This window comes from Streptomyces sp. NPDC052114 (assembly GCF_040680155.1).
Taxonomy (GTDB): domain Bacteria; phylum Actinomycetota; class Actinomycetes; order Streptomycetales; family Streptomycetaceae; genus Streptomyces.
In genome coordinates, this window is record NZ_JBFAWC010000023.1 from 90,522 (window position 1) to 105,063 (window position 14,542).

Sequence of the window (14,542 nt, forward strand, 5' to 3'; positions counted from 1 at the left end):
ACCGTCCCGATCATGAACTCCGCGACCGCTCCCCTGTCCCGTCCCGTCCGCGTCGGCCTCGTCGGGCTCTCCGCCCGCGGCGGCTGGGCGCCCCGGTCCCACCTCCCCGCGCTGACCCGCCTGCCCGGGTACGAGCTGCGCGCCCTGGCCGCGTCCGGGGACGCCTCGGCGCGGGCCGCGGGCGAGAAGTACGGCGTGCCGCTCGCCTTCGGCTCGGCCGCGGAGCTCGTCCGCAGCGACGAGGTCGACCTCGTCGTGGTGAGCGTGCGCGTGCCGCTGCACCGCGAGGTGATCCTCGCCGCGCTCGGCGCGGGCAGGGCGGTGCTCTCCGAGTGGCCGCTGGGCAACGGCCTCGCCGAGGCCGAGGAGCTGGCGGCCGCGGCCGGGCGGGCCGGGGTGCGGACGTTCGCGGGGCTGCAGGCCCGCTCGGCGCCCGCGGTCCGCCATGTCGGCGAGCTGGTCGCCGACGGCTACGTGGGCGAGGTCCTGTCGACCAGCCTCGTCGCGTCGGGGCGGCGGTGGGGGCCCGTCTTCGAGCCGTCCGGGGAGTACCTCCTGGACCGGAACAACGGCGGGACGATGCTGACCATCCCCTTCGGCCACACCGTCGACGCCGTCTCGATGGTGCTCGGCGAGTTCACCGAGGTCTCCGCGACCCTGGCGACCCGGCGCCCGGTGGTGCACGAGGAGGGCACCGGCCGCCCGGCCGCCATGACCGTCGCCGACCAGATCGCCGTGAGCGGGCGGCTCGACTCGGGCGCCGTCGCCTCGCTGCACTTCCGGGCCGGTCTTTCCCGGGGCACGAACTTCCACTGGGAGATCAACGGCACGGACGGGGACCTCGTCGTCACGGGCGACTCCGGCCACCTCCAGCAGGCCGTCCTGACGGTGCGCGGCGCCCGCGGCGCGGACACCGCCCTCGCCGAACTCCCGGTGCCCGAGCGCCACTTCGACGTACCGGAGCTGGCCGACCTGCGCGGGCTGCCCGCGTACAACGTGGGGGCCCAGTACGCGGGGATCCTCACCGACCTCACCGAGGGCACCGCCCACGCGCCGGACTTCGCGCACGCGGCGCGGCGCCAGCGGCTGCTCGACGCCATCGGACGCTCGGCCGCCGCCGGAACGCGCGTCACGCTCTGAGAGCCGCCCCGCTCTAGGACCCGTCCCGCAGCCCCTTCGGCCAGTTGGGGCGGAACTCGATGTGGTCGTACGTCACCACACAGCCCTCCCCCACCGGCGACTGCGCCATGAAGCCGACGAGCGCCGCGCCCGCCGACGTCTCGTCGCCGAGCGAGAAGATCCGCACGAAGGTCCAGTGCTCGCCGTCGGTCGAGGCGTGGAACGCGAAGGCCGTGCCCGTACGGCTGATCCGCAGCCAGGCGCTGCTGCCGTCCACCACGAAGGCGTTGGCGTCGTCGGAGCGGCCGCGCGTGACGACCGTGCAGATCGTGGGCTCGTCCGGGGAGCGCTCCAGGCAGAGCTTGGCCCACTCGCGCTCGCCCACGTGCAGATAGAGCACGCCCGCGTCGAAGGCCGCGGCGAAGCCGACCGTGACGCGCGCGATCAGCTGGAAGTCGCCCTCGGGCGCGCCGAGCAGGCGCGGCGCGTCGGACGCGGGCTCCAGTGCCTCGCCCGTCGGCGGCACGAAGCGGTCCTGGCGGGCTCCGGCCCAGCCGGAGAGCACACCGTCCTCGTGCGACCAGTGGCCGTCGGGGCCGTAGGTGCGCAGCGGGAAGGGCAGTTCGGGGATGGTGACGTCCATGGGCGTCAGTGTTCCAGGCGCACGCACGCTCACCGCGCCGCTCCCCCGTGCTCGGGGCGGCCGTCGTAACGCCGCGGCAGGCCCAGCGGGTTGGCGTCGCGCAGCTCGGGCGGGAGCAGCGCCTCGGGGGTGTTCTGGTACGCGACCGGGCGCAGCCAGCGCTCGATGGCGGTGCCGCCCACCGAGGTCGAGGTCGAGGTGGTCGCGGGGTAGGGGCCGCCGTGGTGCTGGGCGGGGGCGACGGCGACGCCGGTGGGCCAGCCGTCGACCAGGACGCGTCCGGCGAGCGGGGTGAGCTCGGCGAGCAGCTCGGCGCCCCGGCCGCTGCCGCCCGCGGCCTCCTCGGAGGAGAGCTGCACGGTGGCGGTGAGGTTGCCGGGCAGGCGGCCGAGGACGGCGGTGATCTCCGTGTCGTCGGCGTAGCGGGCGACGACGGTGACCGGGCCGAAGCACTCCTCCAGGAGCAGGTCGTGGGCGCCTTCGCCGGTCAGGCGCGCGGCCGGGACGGTCAGGAAGCCCGCGCCGACGGTGTGTTCGCCGCCCGCGCCGGGGGTCACCGGGGTGTCCACGTCGGGGAGCGCGGCGCGCTCGCGCACGCCCGTGACGAAGTTGTCCCGCATGCGGTGGTCGAGGAGGACCCCGGCCTCGGTGTTGCTGACGGCCTCGGTCAGGGACTTCACGAGCCGGTCGCCGCCCGCGCCCTCGGGGACCAGGACCAGTCCGGGCTTGACGCAGAACTGGCCGACGCCGAGCGTCATCGAGCCCGCGAGCCCGGCGCCGATCCGCTCGCCGCGCTCGGCGGCTGCGGCCTCGGTGACGACGACGGGGTTGAGGGAGCCGAGCTCGCCGTGGAAGGGGATCGGCACGGGCCGCGCGGCGGCCGCGTCGAAGAGGGCGCGCCCGCCGCGCACGGAACCGGTGAAGCCGGCGCCGGACACCAGCGGGTGCCGCACCAGTTCGACGCCCGCGTCGAAGCCGTGCACGAGACCGAGGACGCCGTCGGGGACGCCATGCCGGGCGGCGGCCCTGCGCAGCACCGTGGCGACCAGTTCGGAGGTGGCCGGGTGGTCGGGGTGGGACTTGACCACGACGGGGCAGCCCGCGGCGAGCGCGCTCGCGGTGTCGCCGCCGGGCACCGAGAAGGCGAACGGGAAGTTGGACGCGGCGTACACGGCGACGACGCCCAGCGGGATCTTGTAGCGGCGCAGGTCGGGGACCGGCGGGGTCGCGGTGTCGTCGGGGTGGTCGATGACGACGCCGAGGAAGTCGCCCTCGTCGACGATGTCCGCGAAGGACCGCAACTGGTAGCAGGTGCGGGCGAGTTCGCCGGTGAGCCGGACGGGGCCGAGCGCGGTCTCCGCGTCGGCGGCCTCCACCAGTGGGCCCTTGGCCTCTTCGAGCAGTTCGGCGGCGGTGCGCAGGAAGGCGGCGCGGGTGGCGCGGTCGGCGAGCGCGGGGGCGGCGGCGCGGGCGTCGCGCACCGCCCGGTCGACCTCCTCGGCCGTGGCCTCCACCGCAACCTGCTCGCGCTGCTTCCCGGTTCGGGGGTCGACACTCCAGACTGGTGCTGCTGCCACCGCGGATTCCCTTTCGAGAGGTCATGCCAGGGGTACTGCCGGAAGTATGGCCGTAGGTGCTGCCCGAGGTACTGCCGGGGTGCTGCCACCGCCGCCGCCCGGACGTGCCGGACGGCTGCCACTCACCAGGGCCGTTCGATATACTGAACGCCGTCTCCAGTGCTGAATGAGCGGGGACTTCGGAGACTATTTCTCGGCGATCTAAGGGGTCAAGGGCGATGTCGGCTGGCGAGACCGGAGGCGGTGCGCAGGTCAAGTCCGCGGTGCGGACCGTGGAACTGCTCGAGTACTTCGCGGGCCGCCCCGGGATGCACTCCCTGGCCGCCGTCCAGGAGGCCGTCGGCTACCCCAAGTCGAGCCTGTACATGCTGCTGCGCACCCTGGTCGAGCTCGGCTGGGTCGAGACGGACGCGACCGGCACGCGGTACGGCATCGGCGTGCGCGCCCTGCTCGTCGGCACCTCCTACATCGACGGCGACGAGGTCGTGGCCGCCGCGCGGCCGACCCTGGACCGGCTCTCGGACGACACCACGGAGACCATCCACCTCGCCCGGCTCGACGGCACGAACGTCGTCTACCTCGCCACCCGCCAGTCGCAGCACTATCTGCGGCCCTTCACGCGCGTGGGCCGCCGGCTGCCCGCGCACTCCACCTCGCTGGGCAAGGCGCTGCTCGCCACGCACACCGACGAGCAGGTCCGCAAGCTGCTCCCCGAGACGCTGCCCTCGCTCACCGAGCACACCATCACCGACCGCGAACAGCTCATCGAGGAGCTGCGCGCGGTGCGCGAGCAGGGCTTCGCGGTGGACCGCGAGGAGAACACGCTGGGGCTGCGCTGCTTCGGCGTCGCCATCCCCTACCGCACCCCGGCGCGCGACGCGATCAGCTGCTCGGTGCCGGTGGCGCGGCTCACCCCCGCGCACGAACAGATGGTGAAGGACGCCCTGTTCGACGCGCGGGACCGACTGACACTGGCGACTCGTAGGCTCTGAGGCATGAATGTCAGCCTGCGCACGGTCCACGACAGCGATCTCGACGTTTTCTACCGGCAGTTGAACGACCCCGAGTCCCAGCAGATGGCCGCGTTCACCCCCGAGGACCCCGCCGACCGGGACGGCTTCGACACGCACTGGGCCAAGCTCCGGTCCACCGCGGGCGTCGACGTGCGGACGATCCTCGCCGACGGGGACGTGGTGGGCAACGCGGGGGTGTACGGCGACCCGGGCGAGCGCGAGGTCACCTACTGGATCGACCGCGCGTACTGGGGCCGGGGCCTGGCCACCGCCGCGCTGCGCGAGCTCCTCGCGGAGTTCCCCGAGCGCCCGCTGTACGCCCGCGCGGCCGCCGACAACGCGGGCTCGCTGCGGGTCCTGGACAAGTGCGGATTCCGGGTCAGCGCGCGGGAGAGCGCCTTCGCGGCGGCGCGCGGGACCCACATCGACGAGCTGGTCCTCGTCCTGGACGGCGGCTGAGCCTCCGCCGCGCGGCGGAGGCGGATCATCGCGGCGCAGGAGGCGCCACCGGCGCCCCGGCGGGAGCGTGGGGGCATGACGCAGACACCGTCCCCCTCGCTCGCCCCCGCGGGGCCCGCCCGCCCCGCGCCCGGCGCCCCGTACGCCCCCGGCCGCACCCGGCGAGCCCTGCGGCTGGCCGCCGGGCTCGCCTGCGTCCCGTACCTCACGCTCAAGATCGCCTGGATCCTCGGGAGCCGCGTCGGGATCCCCGAGGGCAGCTCGCTGCTCGACCACCGCGCGCAGATGATCGTCGCCAACGCCGTGACGGTCCTGATGGACGCCGCCGTCGTCGTGCTCGCGCTGCTGCTGACCCGGCCGTGGGGCCTGCGGACGCCCGCCCCTCTGCTCGCGGTGCCGATGTGGATCGCGACGGGTCTGCTGACACCGATCATGGCCGGGTATCCGCTGCAGCTGCTCCTCGCCGCGTTCGGCGCCGGCGGCGAGGGCCCCTCGGCGCGGAGCGCGTCCGAACCGTTCCTCGCCGACTGGGTCTTCGCGGTCGTCTACACCGGCTTCATCGTCCAGGGCATCGCGCTCGGCTCCCTCTTCGTCCTGTACGCGCGCGACCGCTGGGGGCACCTGTGGCGCGGGCGCACGGGCGATCTGCCGCGCCCCGCGGGACGGGGACCGCGGATCGTCGCGGCCGGCGCCGCGCTGCTCGCCCTCTTCCCCGGCACGCTGCACCTGCTGTGGGCGGCCGGCTCCACCGCCGGGCTCGACGCGGCGCGGGCGAAGGACCGCACGGCCGACTTCCACGTCCTGGAAGGCCTGGACGTGCTCTACCTCGTGGCCGCCGTCGGGGGCGTCCTCGTGGTCGCCTTCCGGTGGCTGCCCGGCCTGCCGGTGAAGGTACCGCTCGCGCTGGCCTTCGCGGGTTCGGGCGCGGTGGGCTGCTGGGGCGGCTGGCTGCTGCTCGCCTCGCTCCTGCGCCCGGCCGACGATGTCGCAGCGGCGCCCACCGCCCCGACGCTGCTGACCTACTCTGTGCAGATGATCATCGGGTTGTGCGTGGCCGCCGCGGGGCTCGGCCTCGTCAGGGAGCGGGCGGTGGCCGGGGCGTGAGGGCTCTCGCGGCCGCCCTGTTCGGGCGGCGGACGCGCCGCCGGTGGATCCATCTGATCCTCGGCGGCGCCCTCTCCATGCCGTACGTCTTCGTCGGCTCCGTGATCGTCGGGCCGCTCCTCGGCGAGGACCGCTTCTTCGGCTCGTTCACCGCACAACTCGCCTCCTTCGCCGTCGGGTTGCCGCTCGCCGCGATCACCGCGCTGTTCCCGCTGACCCGTCCGATGTCGGTGGCCGCCGTGCGCGCGCTGTGCGACGTGCCCGACGACGGCCTCGCCGAGGGGCCCGCGCGCACCGCGGCCGAACGCGGGCGCACCGTCGCGTGGTTCACGCTGCACCTCGGCTTCGGCGGCATCATCAGCGGGATGTCGCTCGCGCTGCCGCCGTTCGCGGGCTTCCTGATCGCGCTGCCGTTCGCCCCGCCGCTGCGCGACGAGAGCACCGGAGCGCCCGCGGTGTTCGGCGAGCCCTGGATGCTGGCGCTCTCGCCGCTCATCGGCCTCGCCTCGCTCACCGCCCTCGCGGCGTGCGCGGCGGCGGCCGGCGGGCTGCTGGCACGCTGGGCGCCCGACCTGCTCGGGCCGACGCCCGCCGACCGGCTGGCCGCCGCCGAGCAGCGCGCCGCCGACCTCGCCGTGCGCAACCGCCTCGCGCGCGAGCTGCACGACTCGGTGGGCCACGCGCTGAGCGCCGTCACCCTCCAGGCGAGCGCGGCCCGCCGCGTCCTGGACCACGACCCGGAGTTCGTGCGCGAGGCGCTGGCCGCCATCGAGGACACCACGCGCCGCACGGTGGGCGAGCTCGACGCGGTGCTCGGGGTGCTGCGCGAGACCGGGGAGAGCGGCGCGCGCTCGACGGCGCCCGCGCCCACCCTCGCCGCCGACCTGGACGGCCTGCTGCGCCGCACCAGGGCGGGCGGCCTGCGCGTGAGCGCCACCGTCGGCATCGACCCGGCGACGCTGCCCGCGCTGGTCTCCCGGGAGGCCTACCGCATCGTGCAGGAGGCCCTGAGCAACGCGCTGCGCCACGGCGGCGAGGGCACCTCCGTCACCCTGCGCATCACCCGGGACGGCCCCGACCTGACCGTCACGGCCGAGAACCCCCTGCCGCGCCACTCCTCCCCCGCCACCGCGCGCCCCGGCGGCGGCCACGGCCTGCGCGGCATCGCGGACCGCGCCCGGCTCCTGGGCGGCACGGCCGTCTCGGGTGCCGCGGACGGGACGTGGCGACTGGACGTACGACTTCCTCTGAAGGGACAGGCATGACGGCCGACGACATCCGGATCGTCCTCGCGGACGACGAGCGCATGGTGCGCACCGCCCTGCGCGCGATCCTCTCCGCCGAGCCCGGCCTCGACGTCGTCGGCGAGGCCGCGACCGGCGCCGAGGCGGTGTCCGTGGTGCGGGACCTGCGGCCCGACGTGGTCCTGATGGACGTCCGCATGCCGGAGGTCGACGGCATCCGCGCCACCGAGCGGATCCTCACGGCGATGCCCGAGCCGCCGCGCATCGTGGTCGTGACGACCTTCGAGAACGACGCGTACGTGTACGAGGCGCTGCGCGCCGGGGCGTCCGGCTTCCTGCTCAAGCGGGCGGACGCCGACGAGCTCGTCCAGGCGGTCCGGCTCGTCGCGCGCAGCGACTCGCTGCTCTTCCCCTCGGCCGTGCGCGCCCTGGCCGCCGAGCACGGCCGCGCCAGGCCCGCGCCGCCCGCCTGGGTGGCCCGGCTCACCGGCCGGGAGAGCGAGGTGCTGCGGCTGATGGCGGCGGGCCTGACCAACGCGGAGATCGCCGGGCGCATCGGCGTGGGCGCGGCGACGGTCAAGACGCACGTGGCGTCCGTGCTGGCCAAGACGTCCGCGCGGGACCGCACCCAGGCGGTGATCGCGGCGTACGAGGCGGGCTTCATGGAGCGCGCCTGACCCCGCGCGCGTGCGCCGCTCCCGCGCTCGCCGCTCCCGCATGAGAGCTTCCTGAGAAAACGGCCACAACCGGAGCAGAAGGGAACGAAACCGTTCCCTCCGCTCGTCCTTCCGTGGGATGAACAAGACGATCAGGCACGCCTCGGTCTTCGCGCTGCTGCTCGTGCTCGCCCTGCTCGTGCGGGCGACGTGGGTGCAGTTCTACGACTCGAAGGCGCTCGCGGACGACAAGCACAACCGGCGCAACGCGATCGAGCAGTACGCGAACCCGCTGGGCGACATCATCGTGGGCGGTGAGGCCATCACCGGCTCCGCGCGGACGAAGGGCGGCGACCTCGCGTACAAGCGCACGTACAAGAACGGCGAGCTGTACGCGCCGGTGACGGGCTACAGCTCGCAGGTGTACGGCGCGACCCAGCTGGAGGGGATCTACAAGGACGTCCTCGACGGCACCGACAACCGCCTGAAGAACCCGCTCGACACGGTCACCAACAAGCGGGCCGACCCCGGCGACGTCATCACGACGATCGACCCGGCGGTGCAGAAGGCCGGGTACAGGGCGCTCGACGGCAAGAAGGGCGCCGCGGTCGCGATCGACCCGAAGACCGGCAAGATCCTCGGGATGGTCTCGACCCCGTCGTACGACCCGTCGAAGATCAGCGGCTCCACGGACTCCGCGGCGTGGAAGGAGCTGACCGGCGACGAGGAGAAGCCGATGGTGAACCGCGCGCTGCGCCAGCCGCTGCCGCCCGGTTCCACGTTCAAGCTGGTCGTCGCGGCCGCCGCCCTGGAGGACGGGCTCTACGACTCCGTGGACGCCGGGACCGACAGCCCCAACCCGTACACGCTGCCGGGCACCTCGACGGTCCTGAGGAACGAGAACCAGTCGGCGCCCTGCGAGAACGCCTCGATCCGCACCGGCCTCCAGTACTCCTGCAACAACGTCTTCGCGAAGATGGCCGTGGACCTCGGCCAGGACAAGGTCGCGGCGATGGCGGAGAAGCTGGGCTTCAACGCCGACAAGCTGGACGTGCCGGTGCGCGCGGGCAAGAGCGTGTACCCCTCGGACATGGACAAGGCGCAGACGGGCCTGTCGGGCATCGGCCAGTTCGACGTGACGGCCACCCCGCTGCAGATGGCGATGGTGTCGGCGGCCATCGCGGACGGCGGCGAGCTCGCCAAGCCGCACATGGTCGCGCAGATCACCGACTCCAGCGGCAACGCCCTGGAGAAGTACGGCGACGACGACGCCCAGCGCGTGATGAGCGAGTCCACCGCCGAGGGCCTGCAGTCGGCGATGGAGACGGTCGTCGAGAAGGGCACCGGCACGAACGCGAAGATCGCCGGCGCGAAGGTGGGCGGCAAGACGGGCACGGCGCAGCACGGCGAGAACAACAGCAAGACGCCGTACGCGTGGTTCACGTCGTACGCCAAGGGCTCGGACGGCAAGGAGGTCGCGGTCGCCGTCATGATCGAGTCGTCGAGCGCGGCCCGCGACGAGGTCAGCGGCAACGGCCTCGCGGCGCCGATCGCCAAGGCGATGATGGCGGCGGCCCTGAAGGGCTGACGCCGGTCCACCGCCGGGCGCGGGCCCCGGGCGACCCCCGTCCGCCCGGGTACCGCGCCCGGTTCCCGCGTCCGCCGACCGGTCCCGGTCCGCTCAGCGGTCCCGGTCCCGGTCCCGGCGGGCGCGCCACGACCGGCCGAGCACGATCAGCAGGAACGGCACGCAGGCGCCGAACAGCAGCCCGGACGCGAACCCGGCCCCGGAGGCCCCGTCCTCGTCGAGCGCGACGGCGATCCCCGAGACGGCCACGACGGCGGCCAGGAAACCCAGCAGGACGTAGAACCGCCGGCTCAGGAAGTTGCTCCGCGCCGGGACGGGCGGCGCCGACGCGAGCTCCGCGCCGGGGCCGAGGCTCGCGGCCTTCGGCCGCTTGAACCACGCGTAGACCACCCAGTTCCCGCACGCCTCCCACCCGTCGGGCGCGAGGCGTTCGTCCAGGCCCTCGCGGCCGCGCGTGACCAGCTCCCGCCGGTACTCCCAGCGCTGCGGCCGCTCGGTGTCGCGCCGGCTGACGAAGCGGCCGATCGCGTCGACCCGCTCCACCTCCCAGCCCTCGTCGCCGTAGCGGTTCAGGAGCTCCTCGTCGACGTAGATGTCGGCGGTCCAGCGCCAGGTCTCGACCTGTCCCGCCGGGGCCCGCGGCGCCTCCTCCCCGCCGGCGGGCGCGAGCTGCCGGGCGAACTCGTCGGCCGGGCCGAACTCCTCCAGCGGGTCCCCGCCCGCCTCCTCCAGGTGCGCGGCGAGCTCCGCGACCGTCGCCTCGACGCGGTCGGCGGGCAGGCCGACGGCCCGCAGCCGGTCGGCGAGGTCGAGGAGGTAACCGTCCTGCTCGTAGCGCTCGTTCGTCATGTCGGGCGTGCTCATCGTGCTCCCACTCCCGCCTTCGCGAGGACCTCGCGTACGGACGTGTCGAAGGCCAGCCACAGCCCGCCCTGTTCGCCGAGGGTCTCGCGGCCCTCGTCGGTGAGCCGGTAGTAACGGCGCCCCGGCCCCTTCTCGGTGGCGCGGAACTCCGCGGCGACCAGGCCCGCCTCCTCCAGGCGGTTGAGCACGGGGTAGAGCGTGCCGCCCTTGATCTGCCCGAAGCCCGCGGCGCCGAGCAGTTTGGCGATCTCGTAGCCGTAGCTCTCGCCGTCGGTGAGGCTGGCGAGCACGAGGAGGTCGAGTACGCCCTTGAACCAGCTGGCGCGGCGGTCGGTCACGGGATGATGCCCTTCTGCGTCGGGGAGGTCGGGGCCCGGCGGTCCGCGCTCACGCGGCGGGCGCGGCGCGGAGCTTGTCCGGCGCCGGCAGCGTCAGGTCGCGCACGGACAGGGCGATGTGCGCGACGACGGGGAGCAGCAGGCTGCCCGTGGCGAGGTAGAGGCCGCCGAAGACCGCGCCGAACAGGGCGAAGACGGCCATGCCCTGGCGGCCCTGGTAGGAGCCGGCCAGCGCGTAGACGACGGCCGAGAGGGCGACCGCCAGATAGCTGTTGAGGCCGAGCACGCCGATGCCGAACGCGATGAGCAGTCCGCGGTAGACCAGTTCGGCGCAGATGCCGTCGGTCACGGCGACGGCGACGGCGAGCCCGCGCTCCTTGGCGGTGCGCGGCAGCATCGCCTCGATGGAGGCGAGCCCCGGCACGTTCTTGCCCTGCTCGGCGAGGCCGCGGAAGTTGCGCCCCGACGCCACGGCGATCGCCGCGAACAGGACGATCAGGGCCACGGTGTACCCGGGGCGCTCGGGCGCGGTGATGCCGAGGTCGGCGGCGTCGATGCCCGGCGAGAGCAGCAGGGCCGCGAGGACGACGGCGGCGTACGCCCACCACGCCCCGAGCACGAAGGTGAAGTAGCGGACGAGGGCGCGGGGTTCGGTGTCCCTGCGGCGGGCCAGCGAGCCGTAGGCGCGGCGGCCGAGCCAGGGCTCGCCGATCAGCAGGAACGCGGCGAGCGCGGCCGTGACGGTCGTCGATGCGACGGAGAAGTCCGGCGAGATGGTCATGGGGGTCCCCCTTCCCTAAGGGGCCGCGCGGCGCGTGCGAACGCATGCCGCGCAGCCCCTGAGCGTCTGAGCTACCTAGACCGTATGGCGACCTAGTCAGGAATGCAACCTATCTCGCGACGCTGACCTCTTGAGGAGGCCGGTCCACGCGGGCGGGTTCAGCCCACGTAGTAGGTGGGGTTCGGGAGCTTGTACGTCTTGTCGGCGTAGCCGCCCGCGAGGTCGGACGCCTGGTCGCCGAAGCTGCCGACGATGTCGTAGCCCGTCGACTCGATGTACTTGCGGGTGCCCTCCTTGAACTGGACGGTGGTGCACTTCCAGGCGGCGGGCGTGGCGCAGTGGCCCAGGTACGCCGGCGGGTTCACCTTGTCCTTGGTGAAGACGTGGGTGCGGTCGAGCTGCGTCGCGTATCCCGCCTTGGCGAGGTTGGTCACCGCGCCCTCGCGCTGCGACTCGGCGAGGCCGGTGAGGAAGAAGACCTCGACGCCCTTGCTCTTGGCGTACCGCACCAGCTCGGGCATGCCGAAGACGGCGGGGCGCTTGGCCGCCTTGACGTAGGCGTCCCAACTGTCGTTTTTGTACGTGAAGTTGGTGGACTTCTCGTAGTCGAAGCTGAGCAGCGCGGTGTCGTCGACGTCCAGGACGATCGCGGGCTTCTTCTTGCCGTGCCCGCCGTGGTGCGCGGCCTTCTTGATGTCCTTCTTCGCCTTGGCCTGGATGCGGGCCAGGTCCTTGGCGTACGGGCTGTCGGGCGACGACCTCCACACGCCGTCGGCGCCCTTGGTGGCGCCGTAGTACGCGTCGATCTCGCCGACGAGGAGGCCGATGTTGTGGGGCTCCTTGGTGGAGCGGGGGTGATCCTGGTCGGCACTGGCGACGCCGGTGGCGTAGAGGGCGGCGCCGGCGACGGTACAGGCGGTGGCCAGGCCGGCCACGCGTAGGGACTTCCGCATGTGTTGCGTCTCCGCATCAGGGTTCGGGCAGGTCACCGCCTGTCTACGCGCATCGACACCGGCCTGGGGAGGGCACGGGGAGACCCTTTACCCGATCAATACCTGAGCGCCCGCGTCCGGGCCGGGCCGAACGCCACCGGCACCGGCACCGGCACCGGCACCGGCACCTCCATCTGATCACGGCACCCCGTGACTCCCGCTCACCCTGCTGGGCATACTGGCGCCATGGGCACAGATCGGTCGAGCACGAAACGTGGTTCAACCGACGCCGACGAGCGGGAGCGCGTCGCCGACGAGCGGGAGCGCGTCGCCGACGAGCGGGAGCGCGTCGCCGACGAGCGGGAGCGCGTCGCCGACGAGCGGGAAAGCCGACTGACCGGGTGGGAGGAACGCCTGGACAGGCGGGCCCACTCGTTGGGCCGCGGAGCACCCAGCCGGCGGCAGCGTTCGTACGAGGCGGTCGAGCGCGCCCGGGGGCTGGTGCAAGCCAGTCAGGACCGGCTGGACCGCAGCGAAGCGGCGCTGCGCCGTGCGGACGCGCGCGACGTGAGGGAGCAGGGCGTCATCGAGGGCGAGACGGCCGACTCCCTGGCGCGGCAGGCCGACGCACGGCCCGCGCACCAGAAGGTCCTGGAGGCAAGGGTGTACCGCTTCCAGGAACGGTTCACCGCGGCGGCGTCCGCCCTGGGCGTGGCCCAGGACCAACTGGCCGACGAATACGAGCGGCTGGCCCTCAAGGAGCCGCGACAGGCCGACGAGTACCGACGGCACGCCGAGCGGTGGCACCGGGCGGCGGCCGACCTCCGCGCGGCAGCGGAGGCCCACCGCAAGAACGGCGGCTGACGGGGCGGGCTGCGGACCGGGGGTGGTAGTGGCTCGCCGGGGCGGTGGCTGACCGGGGTGGTAATGGGTCGGCGGGGCGGTAGTTCCTCACCGAGGTGGCGGCCGACCGGGGCGGTAATGGCTCACCGGGGCGGCGGCCGACCGGGGCGGTAGTGGCTCACCGAGGCGGTGGGCGACGCGGGCGGCGGGCAACCTGGGTGGCAGCCGACCGGGGCCGTAATGGCTCACCAGGGCGGCGGGCGACCTGGACCGTGCGCGACTCGGGCGGTGGGCAATCGCACGGTAGGCGACCTGCACGGTAGGCAATTCGGACGGTAGGCGACCCGCACCGTGGGCGACCTGCACGGTAAGCGGCCCGCACCGTGGGCAACTCGCACGGTAGGCGCCCCGCACGGTAGGCGCCCCGCACCGTGAGTAACCCGCACCACACGCGCCCCGGACGTCAGGCACCTCGCACCACACGCGCCCCGGACGTCAGGTGCCCCGCGCCGCGTGCGGTCGGCTGTACGCCGCCCCGGCAGGCCCGCGGCACGGCGCCCGCCACGGGTGTCACCGGTCAGGAGCGGGGTCACGCCCCGAGCCCCGTGACCCGTGCCGGTTCCCGGCGAGCGGCAGGGGCGGGGGCAGAACCCCGTGTCCTGGTCGCACCGGCGGCCGGACCGGGGCCGGTCCGGGACCGGCCGCCCTCAGGACCCGGCCCGCCAACCCGGGTCGCGGCCGCTCAGGCCGATCACCCGGTCCAGGAGCGGGGCGCCGTCCGGCACCGCCACCGGTGGCCCGAAGAGCCCGCCCTCGGCCAGGTCGTCCTCCTCCCCCGAGGGCGTCAGGAGCGCGCGGGCCGCCGCCAGGCCCGCCTCGTCCGGCGCGTACTCCTGGCCCGTGGCGCGCGCCAGGTCCCAGCCGTGCACGACCAGTTCGTCCATCGCGACCAGGCCCGCCACCTCGCCCGGCAGGTCGAGGCCGCCCGCGCGGGTCATGCCCTGCCAGGCCGCCGGGTCCCGCCACGCCTCGGCGAGGGCGTCGAGCGCCTTGGGCAGCTCGGCGCGCCAGCCGGGCGTGACGTCCGGCGTGACGGAGCCGGGGTCGGTGTCCGTCGCGGGGCCGAGCTCCTTGCCCGCCGCCTGCCGGAAGGCCTCGGCGAGGCCGAGCACATGGCCGAGCACGTTGCGCACCGCGAACTCGGGGCAGGGCGTGGGCGCCGCGAGCTGCTCGTCCGTGATGCGCTCGGCGATCCGCGCCACGAGGCGGGTCTGCGGGCCGAAGTCGAGGGTGGTGTCCGTCATCGGGGTCTCCCGGAGTCGTGGGCGGCCGCCCGGCGGGTCCGTAAGGCGGCTTTCTCGGTACGTCTCCCCTGTAGACC

General features: G+C 74.2%; 15 protein-coding genes. 8 read left to right on the top strand and 7 right to left on the bottom strand.

Annotated features, from left to right (window positions below; all coding sequences use genetic code 11):
• The first annotated feature begins 12 nt into the window (after positions 1-12).
• Positions 13-1,140 carry a Gfo/Idh/MocA family oxidoreductase gene (locus AB0L89_RS35970; protein ID WP_365150995.1) on the top strand — a complete coding sequence of 376 codons (1,128 nt, stop codon included), beginning with the start codon at positions 13-15 and terminating at the stop codon, positions 1,138-1,140.
• A gap of 13 nt (positions 1,141-1,153) precedes the next feature.
• Here the strand turns inward: AB0L89_RS35970 and AB0L89_RS35975 are convergent, their stop codons facing one another.
• Together AB0L89_RS35975 and AB0L89_RS35980 are read right to left on the bottom strand one after the other, a co-directional pair.
• On the bottom strand, positions 1,154-1,762 hold the full coding sequence (locus AB0L89_RS35975; RefSeq protein ID WP_055698024.1) for a DUF1349 domain-containing protein: 609 nt from the start codon (positions 1,760-1,762) through the stop codon (positions 1,154-1,156).
• A 29-nt stretch (positions 1,763-1,791) separates the two neighbouring features.
• Entirely contained in the window at positions 1,792-3,339 is a 1,548-nt protein-coding gene (locus AB0L89_RS35980; protein ID WP_365150998.1) for an aldehyde dehydrogenase (NADP(+)), read from the bottom strand.
• A 218-nt stretch (positions 3,340-3,557) separates the two neighbouring features.
• On the opposite strand from AB0L89_RS35980, the gene AB0L89_RS35985 reads away from it, so the two are divergent.
• From AB0L89_RS35985 to AB0L89_RS36010, 6 genes are all read left to right on the top strand, one after another.
• Positions 3,558-4,331, top strand: a complete 774-nt coding sequence (locus tag AB0L89_RS35985; protein WP_365151001.1) for an IclR family transcriptional regulator — start codon at positions 3,558-3,560, stop codon at positions 4,329-4,331.
• Positions 4,332-4,334: 3 nt separating this feature from the next.
• Positions 4,335-4,811, top strand: a complete 477-nt coding sequence (locus AB0L89_RS35990; RefSeq protein ID WP_365151004.1) for a GNAT family N-acetyltransferase — start codon at positions 4,335-4,337, stop codon at positions 4,809-4,811.
• 75 nt (positions 4,812-4,886) lie between these two features.
• Positions 4,887-5,915, top strand: a complete 1,029-nt coding sequence (locus AB0L89_RS35995) for a hypothetical protein (RefSeq protein WP_365151007.1) — start codon at positions 4,887-4,889, stop codon at positions 5,913-5,915.
• On the top strand, positions 5,912-7,180 hold the full coding sequence (locus AB0L89_RS36000) for a histidine kinase (RefSeq protein WP_365151010.1): 1,269 nt from the start codon (positions 5,912-5,914) through the stop codon (positions 7,178-7,180). Before AB0L89_RS35995 ends, AB0L89_RS36000 begins: the two co-directional genes overlap by 4 nt.
• Positions 7,177-7,836 carry a response regulator transcription factor gene (locus AB0L89_RS36005; protein WP_365151013.1) on the top strand — a complete coding sequence of 220 codons (660 nt, stop codon included), beginning with the start codon at positions 7,177-7,179 and terminating at the stop codon, positions 7,834-7,836. Before AB0L89_RS36000 ends, AB0L89_RS36005 begins: the two co-directional genes overlap by 4 nt.
• A 118-nt stretch (positions 7,837-7,954) precedes the next feature.
• Positions 7,955-9,403: a penicillin-binding protein 2 gene (locus AB0L89_RS36010; RefSeq protein ID WP_365151016.1), complete on the top strand. Its 1,449-nt coding sequence runs from the start codon at positions 7,955-7,957 to the stop codon at positions 9,401-9,403.
• Between the two features lie 93 nt (positions 9,404-9,496).
• On the opposite strand, the gene AB0L89_RS36015 is transcribed toward AB0L89_RS36010, so the two are convergent.
• The 4 genes from AB0L89_RS36015 to AB0L89_RS36030 form a co-directional block, all read right to left on the bottom strand.
• Complete coding sequence (locus AB0L89_RS36015; protein WP_365151019.1) at positions 9,497-10,267, bottom strand: hypothetical protein; 771 nt, start codon at positions 10,265-10,267, stop codon at positions 9,497-9,499.
• Positions 10,264-10,605 (bottom strand): PadR family transcriptional regulator, encoded by a 342-nt coding sequence (locus tag AB0L89_RS36020; protein WP_365151021.1) that lies wholly within the window; start codon positions 10,603-10,605, stop codon positions 10,264-10,266. The genes AB0L89_RS36015 and AB0L89_RS36020 overlap by 4 nt, the downstream gene beginning before the upstream one ends.
• Before the next feature lie 49 nt (positions 10,606-10,654).
• Positions 10,655-11,386, bottom strand: a complete 732-nt coding sequence (locus AB0L89_RS36025; RefSeq protein ID WP_365151023.1) for a CPBP family intramembrane glutamic endopeptidase — start codon at positions 11,384-11,386, stop codon at positions 10,655-10,657.
• Between the two features lie 158 nt (positions 11,387-11,544).
• Positions 11,545-12,339: an HAD family acid phosphatase gene (locus AB0L89_RS36030; RefSeq protein WP_365151026.1), complete on the bottom strand. Its 795-nt coding sequence runs from the start codon at positions 12,337-12,339 to the stop codon at positions 11,545-11,547.
• 225 nt (positions 12,340-12,564) lie between these two features.
• Between AB0L89_RS36030 and AB0L89_RS36035 the strand changes: the two genes are divergently transcribed.
• The gene (locus AB0L89_RS36035) at positions 12,565-13,182 is read left to right on the top strand and encodes a hypothetical protein (protein WP_365151028.1); all 618 of its coding nucleotides are present in this window, start codon (positions 12,565-12,567) and stop codon (positions 13,180-13,182) included.
• 686 nt (positions 13,183-13,868) lie between these two features.
• On the opposite strand, the gene AB0L89_RS36040 is transcribed toward AB0L89_RS36035, so the two are convergent.
• Positions 13,869-14,465, bottom strand: a complete 597-nt coding sequence (locus tag AB0L89_RS36040; RefSeq protein ID WP_365151031.1) for a TIGR03086 family metal-binding protein — start codon at positions 14,463-14,465, stop codon at positions 13,869-13,871.
• Positions 14,466-14,542 lie beyond the last annotated feature (77 nt).

What these genes read in the sequence shown, in the direction of transcription:
- AB0L89_RS35970 (WP_365150995.1), top strand. Translation starts at nt 13, where the DNA reads ATGAACTCCGCGACCGCTCCCCTGTCCCGTCCCGTCCGCGTCGGCCTC.
- AB0L89_RS35975 (WP_055698024.1), bottom strand. Translation starts at nt 1,762, where the DNA reads ATGGACGTCACCATCCCCGAACTGCCCTTCCCGCTGCGCACCTACGGC.
- AB0L89_RS35985 (WP_365151001.1), top strand. Translation starts at nt 3,558, where the DNA reads ATGTCGGCTGGCGAGACCGGAGGCGGTGCGCAGGTCAAGTCCGCGGTG.
- AB0L89_RS35990 (WP_365151004.1), top strand. Translation starts at nt 4,335, where the DNA reads ATGAATGTCAGCCTGCGCACGGTCCACGACAGCGATCTCGACGTTTTC.
- AB0L89_RS35995 (WP_365151007.1), top strand. Translation starts at nt 4,887, where the DNA reads ATGACGCAGACACCGTCCCCCTCGCTCGCCCCCGCGGGGCCCGCCCGC.
- AB0L89_RS36005 (WP_365151013.1), top strand. Translation starts at nt 7,177, where the DNA reads ATGACGGCCGACGACATCCGGATCGTCCTCGCGGACGACGAGCGCATG.
- AB0L89_RS36010 (WP_365151016.1), top strand. Translation starts at nt 7,955, where the DNA reads ATGAACAAGACGATCAGGCACGCCTCGGTCTTCGCGCTGCTGCTCGTG.
- AB0L89_RS36015 (WP_365151019.1), bottom strand. Translation starts at nt 10,267, where the DNA reads ATGAGCACGCCCGACATGACGAACGAGCGCTACGAGCAGGACGGTTAC.
- AB0L89_RS36025 (WP_365151023.1), bottom strand. Translation starts at nt 11,386, where the DNA reads ATGACCATCTCGCCGGACTTCTCCGTCGCATCGACGACCGTCACGGCC.
- AB0L89_RS36030 (WP_365151026.1), bottom strand. Translation starts at nt 12,339, where the DNA reads ATGCGGAAGTCCCTACGCGTGGCCGGCCTGGCCACCGCCTGTACCGTC.
- AB0L89_RS36035 (WP_365151028.1), top strand. Translation starts at nt 12,565, where the DNA reads ATGGGCACAGATCGGTCGAGCACGAAACGTGGTTCAACCGACGCCGAC.
- AB0L89_RS36040 (WP_365151031.1), bottom strand. Translation starts at nt 14,465, where the DNA reads ATGACGGACACCACCCTCGACTTCGGCCCGCAGACCCGCCTCGTGGCG.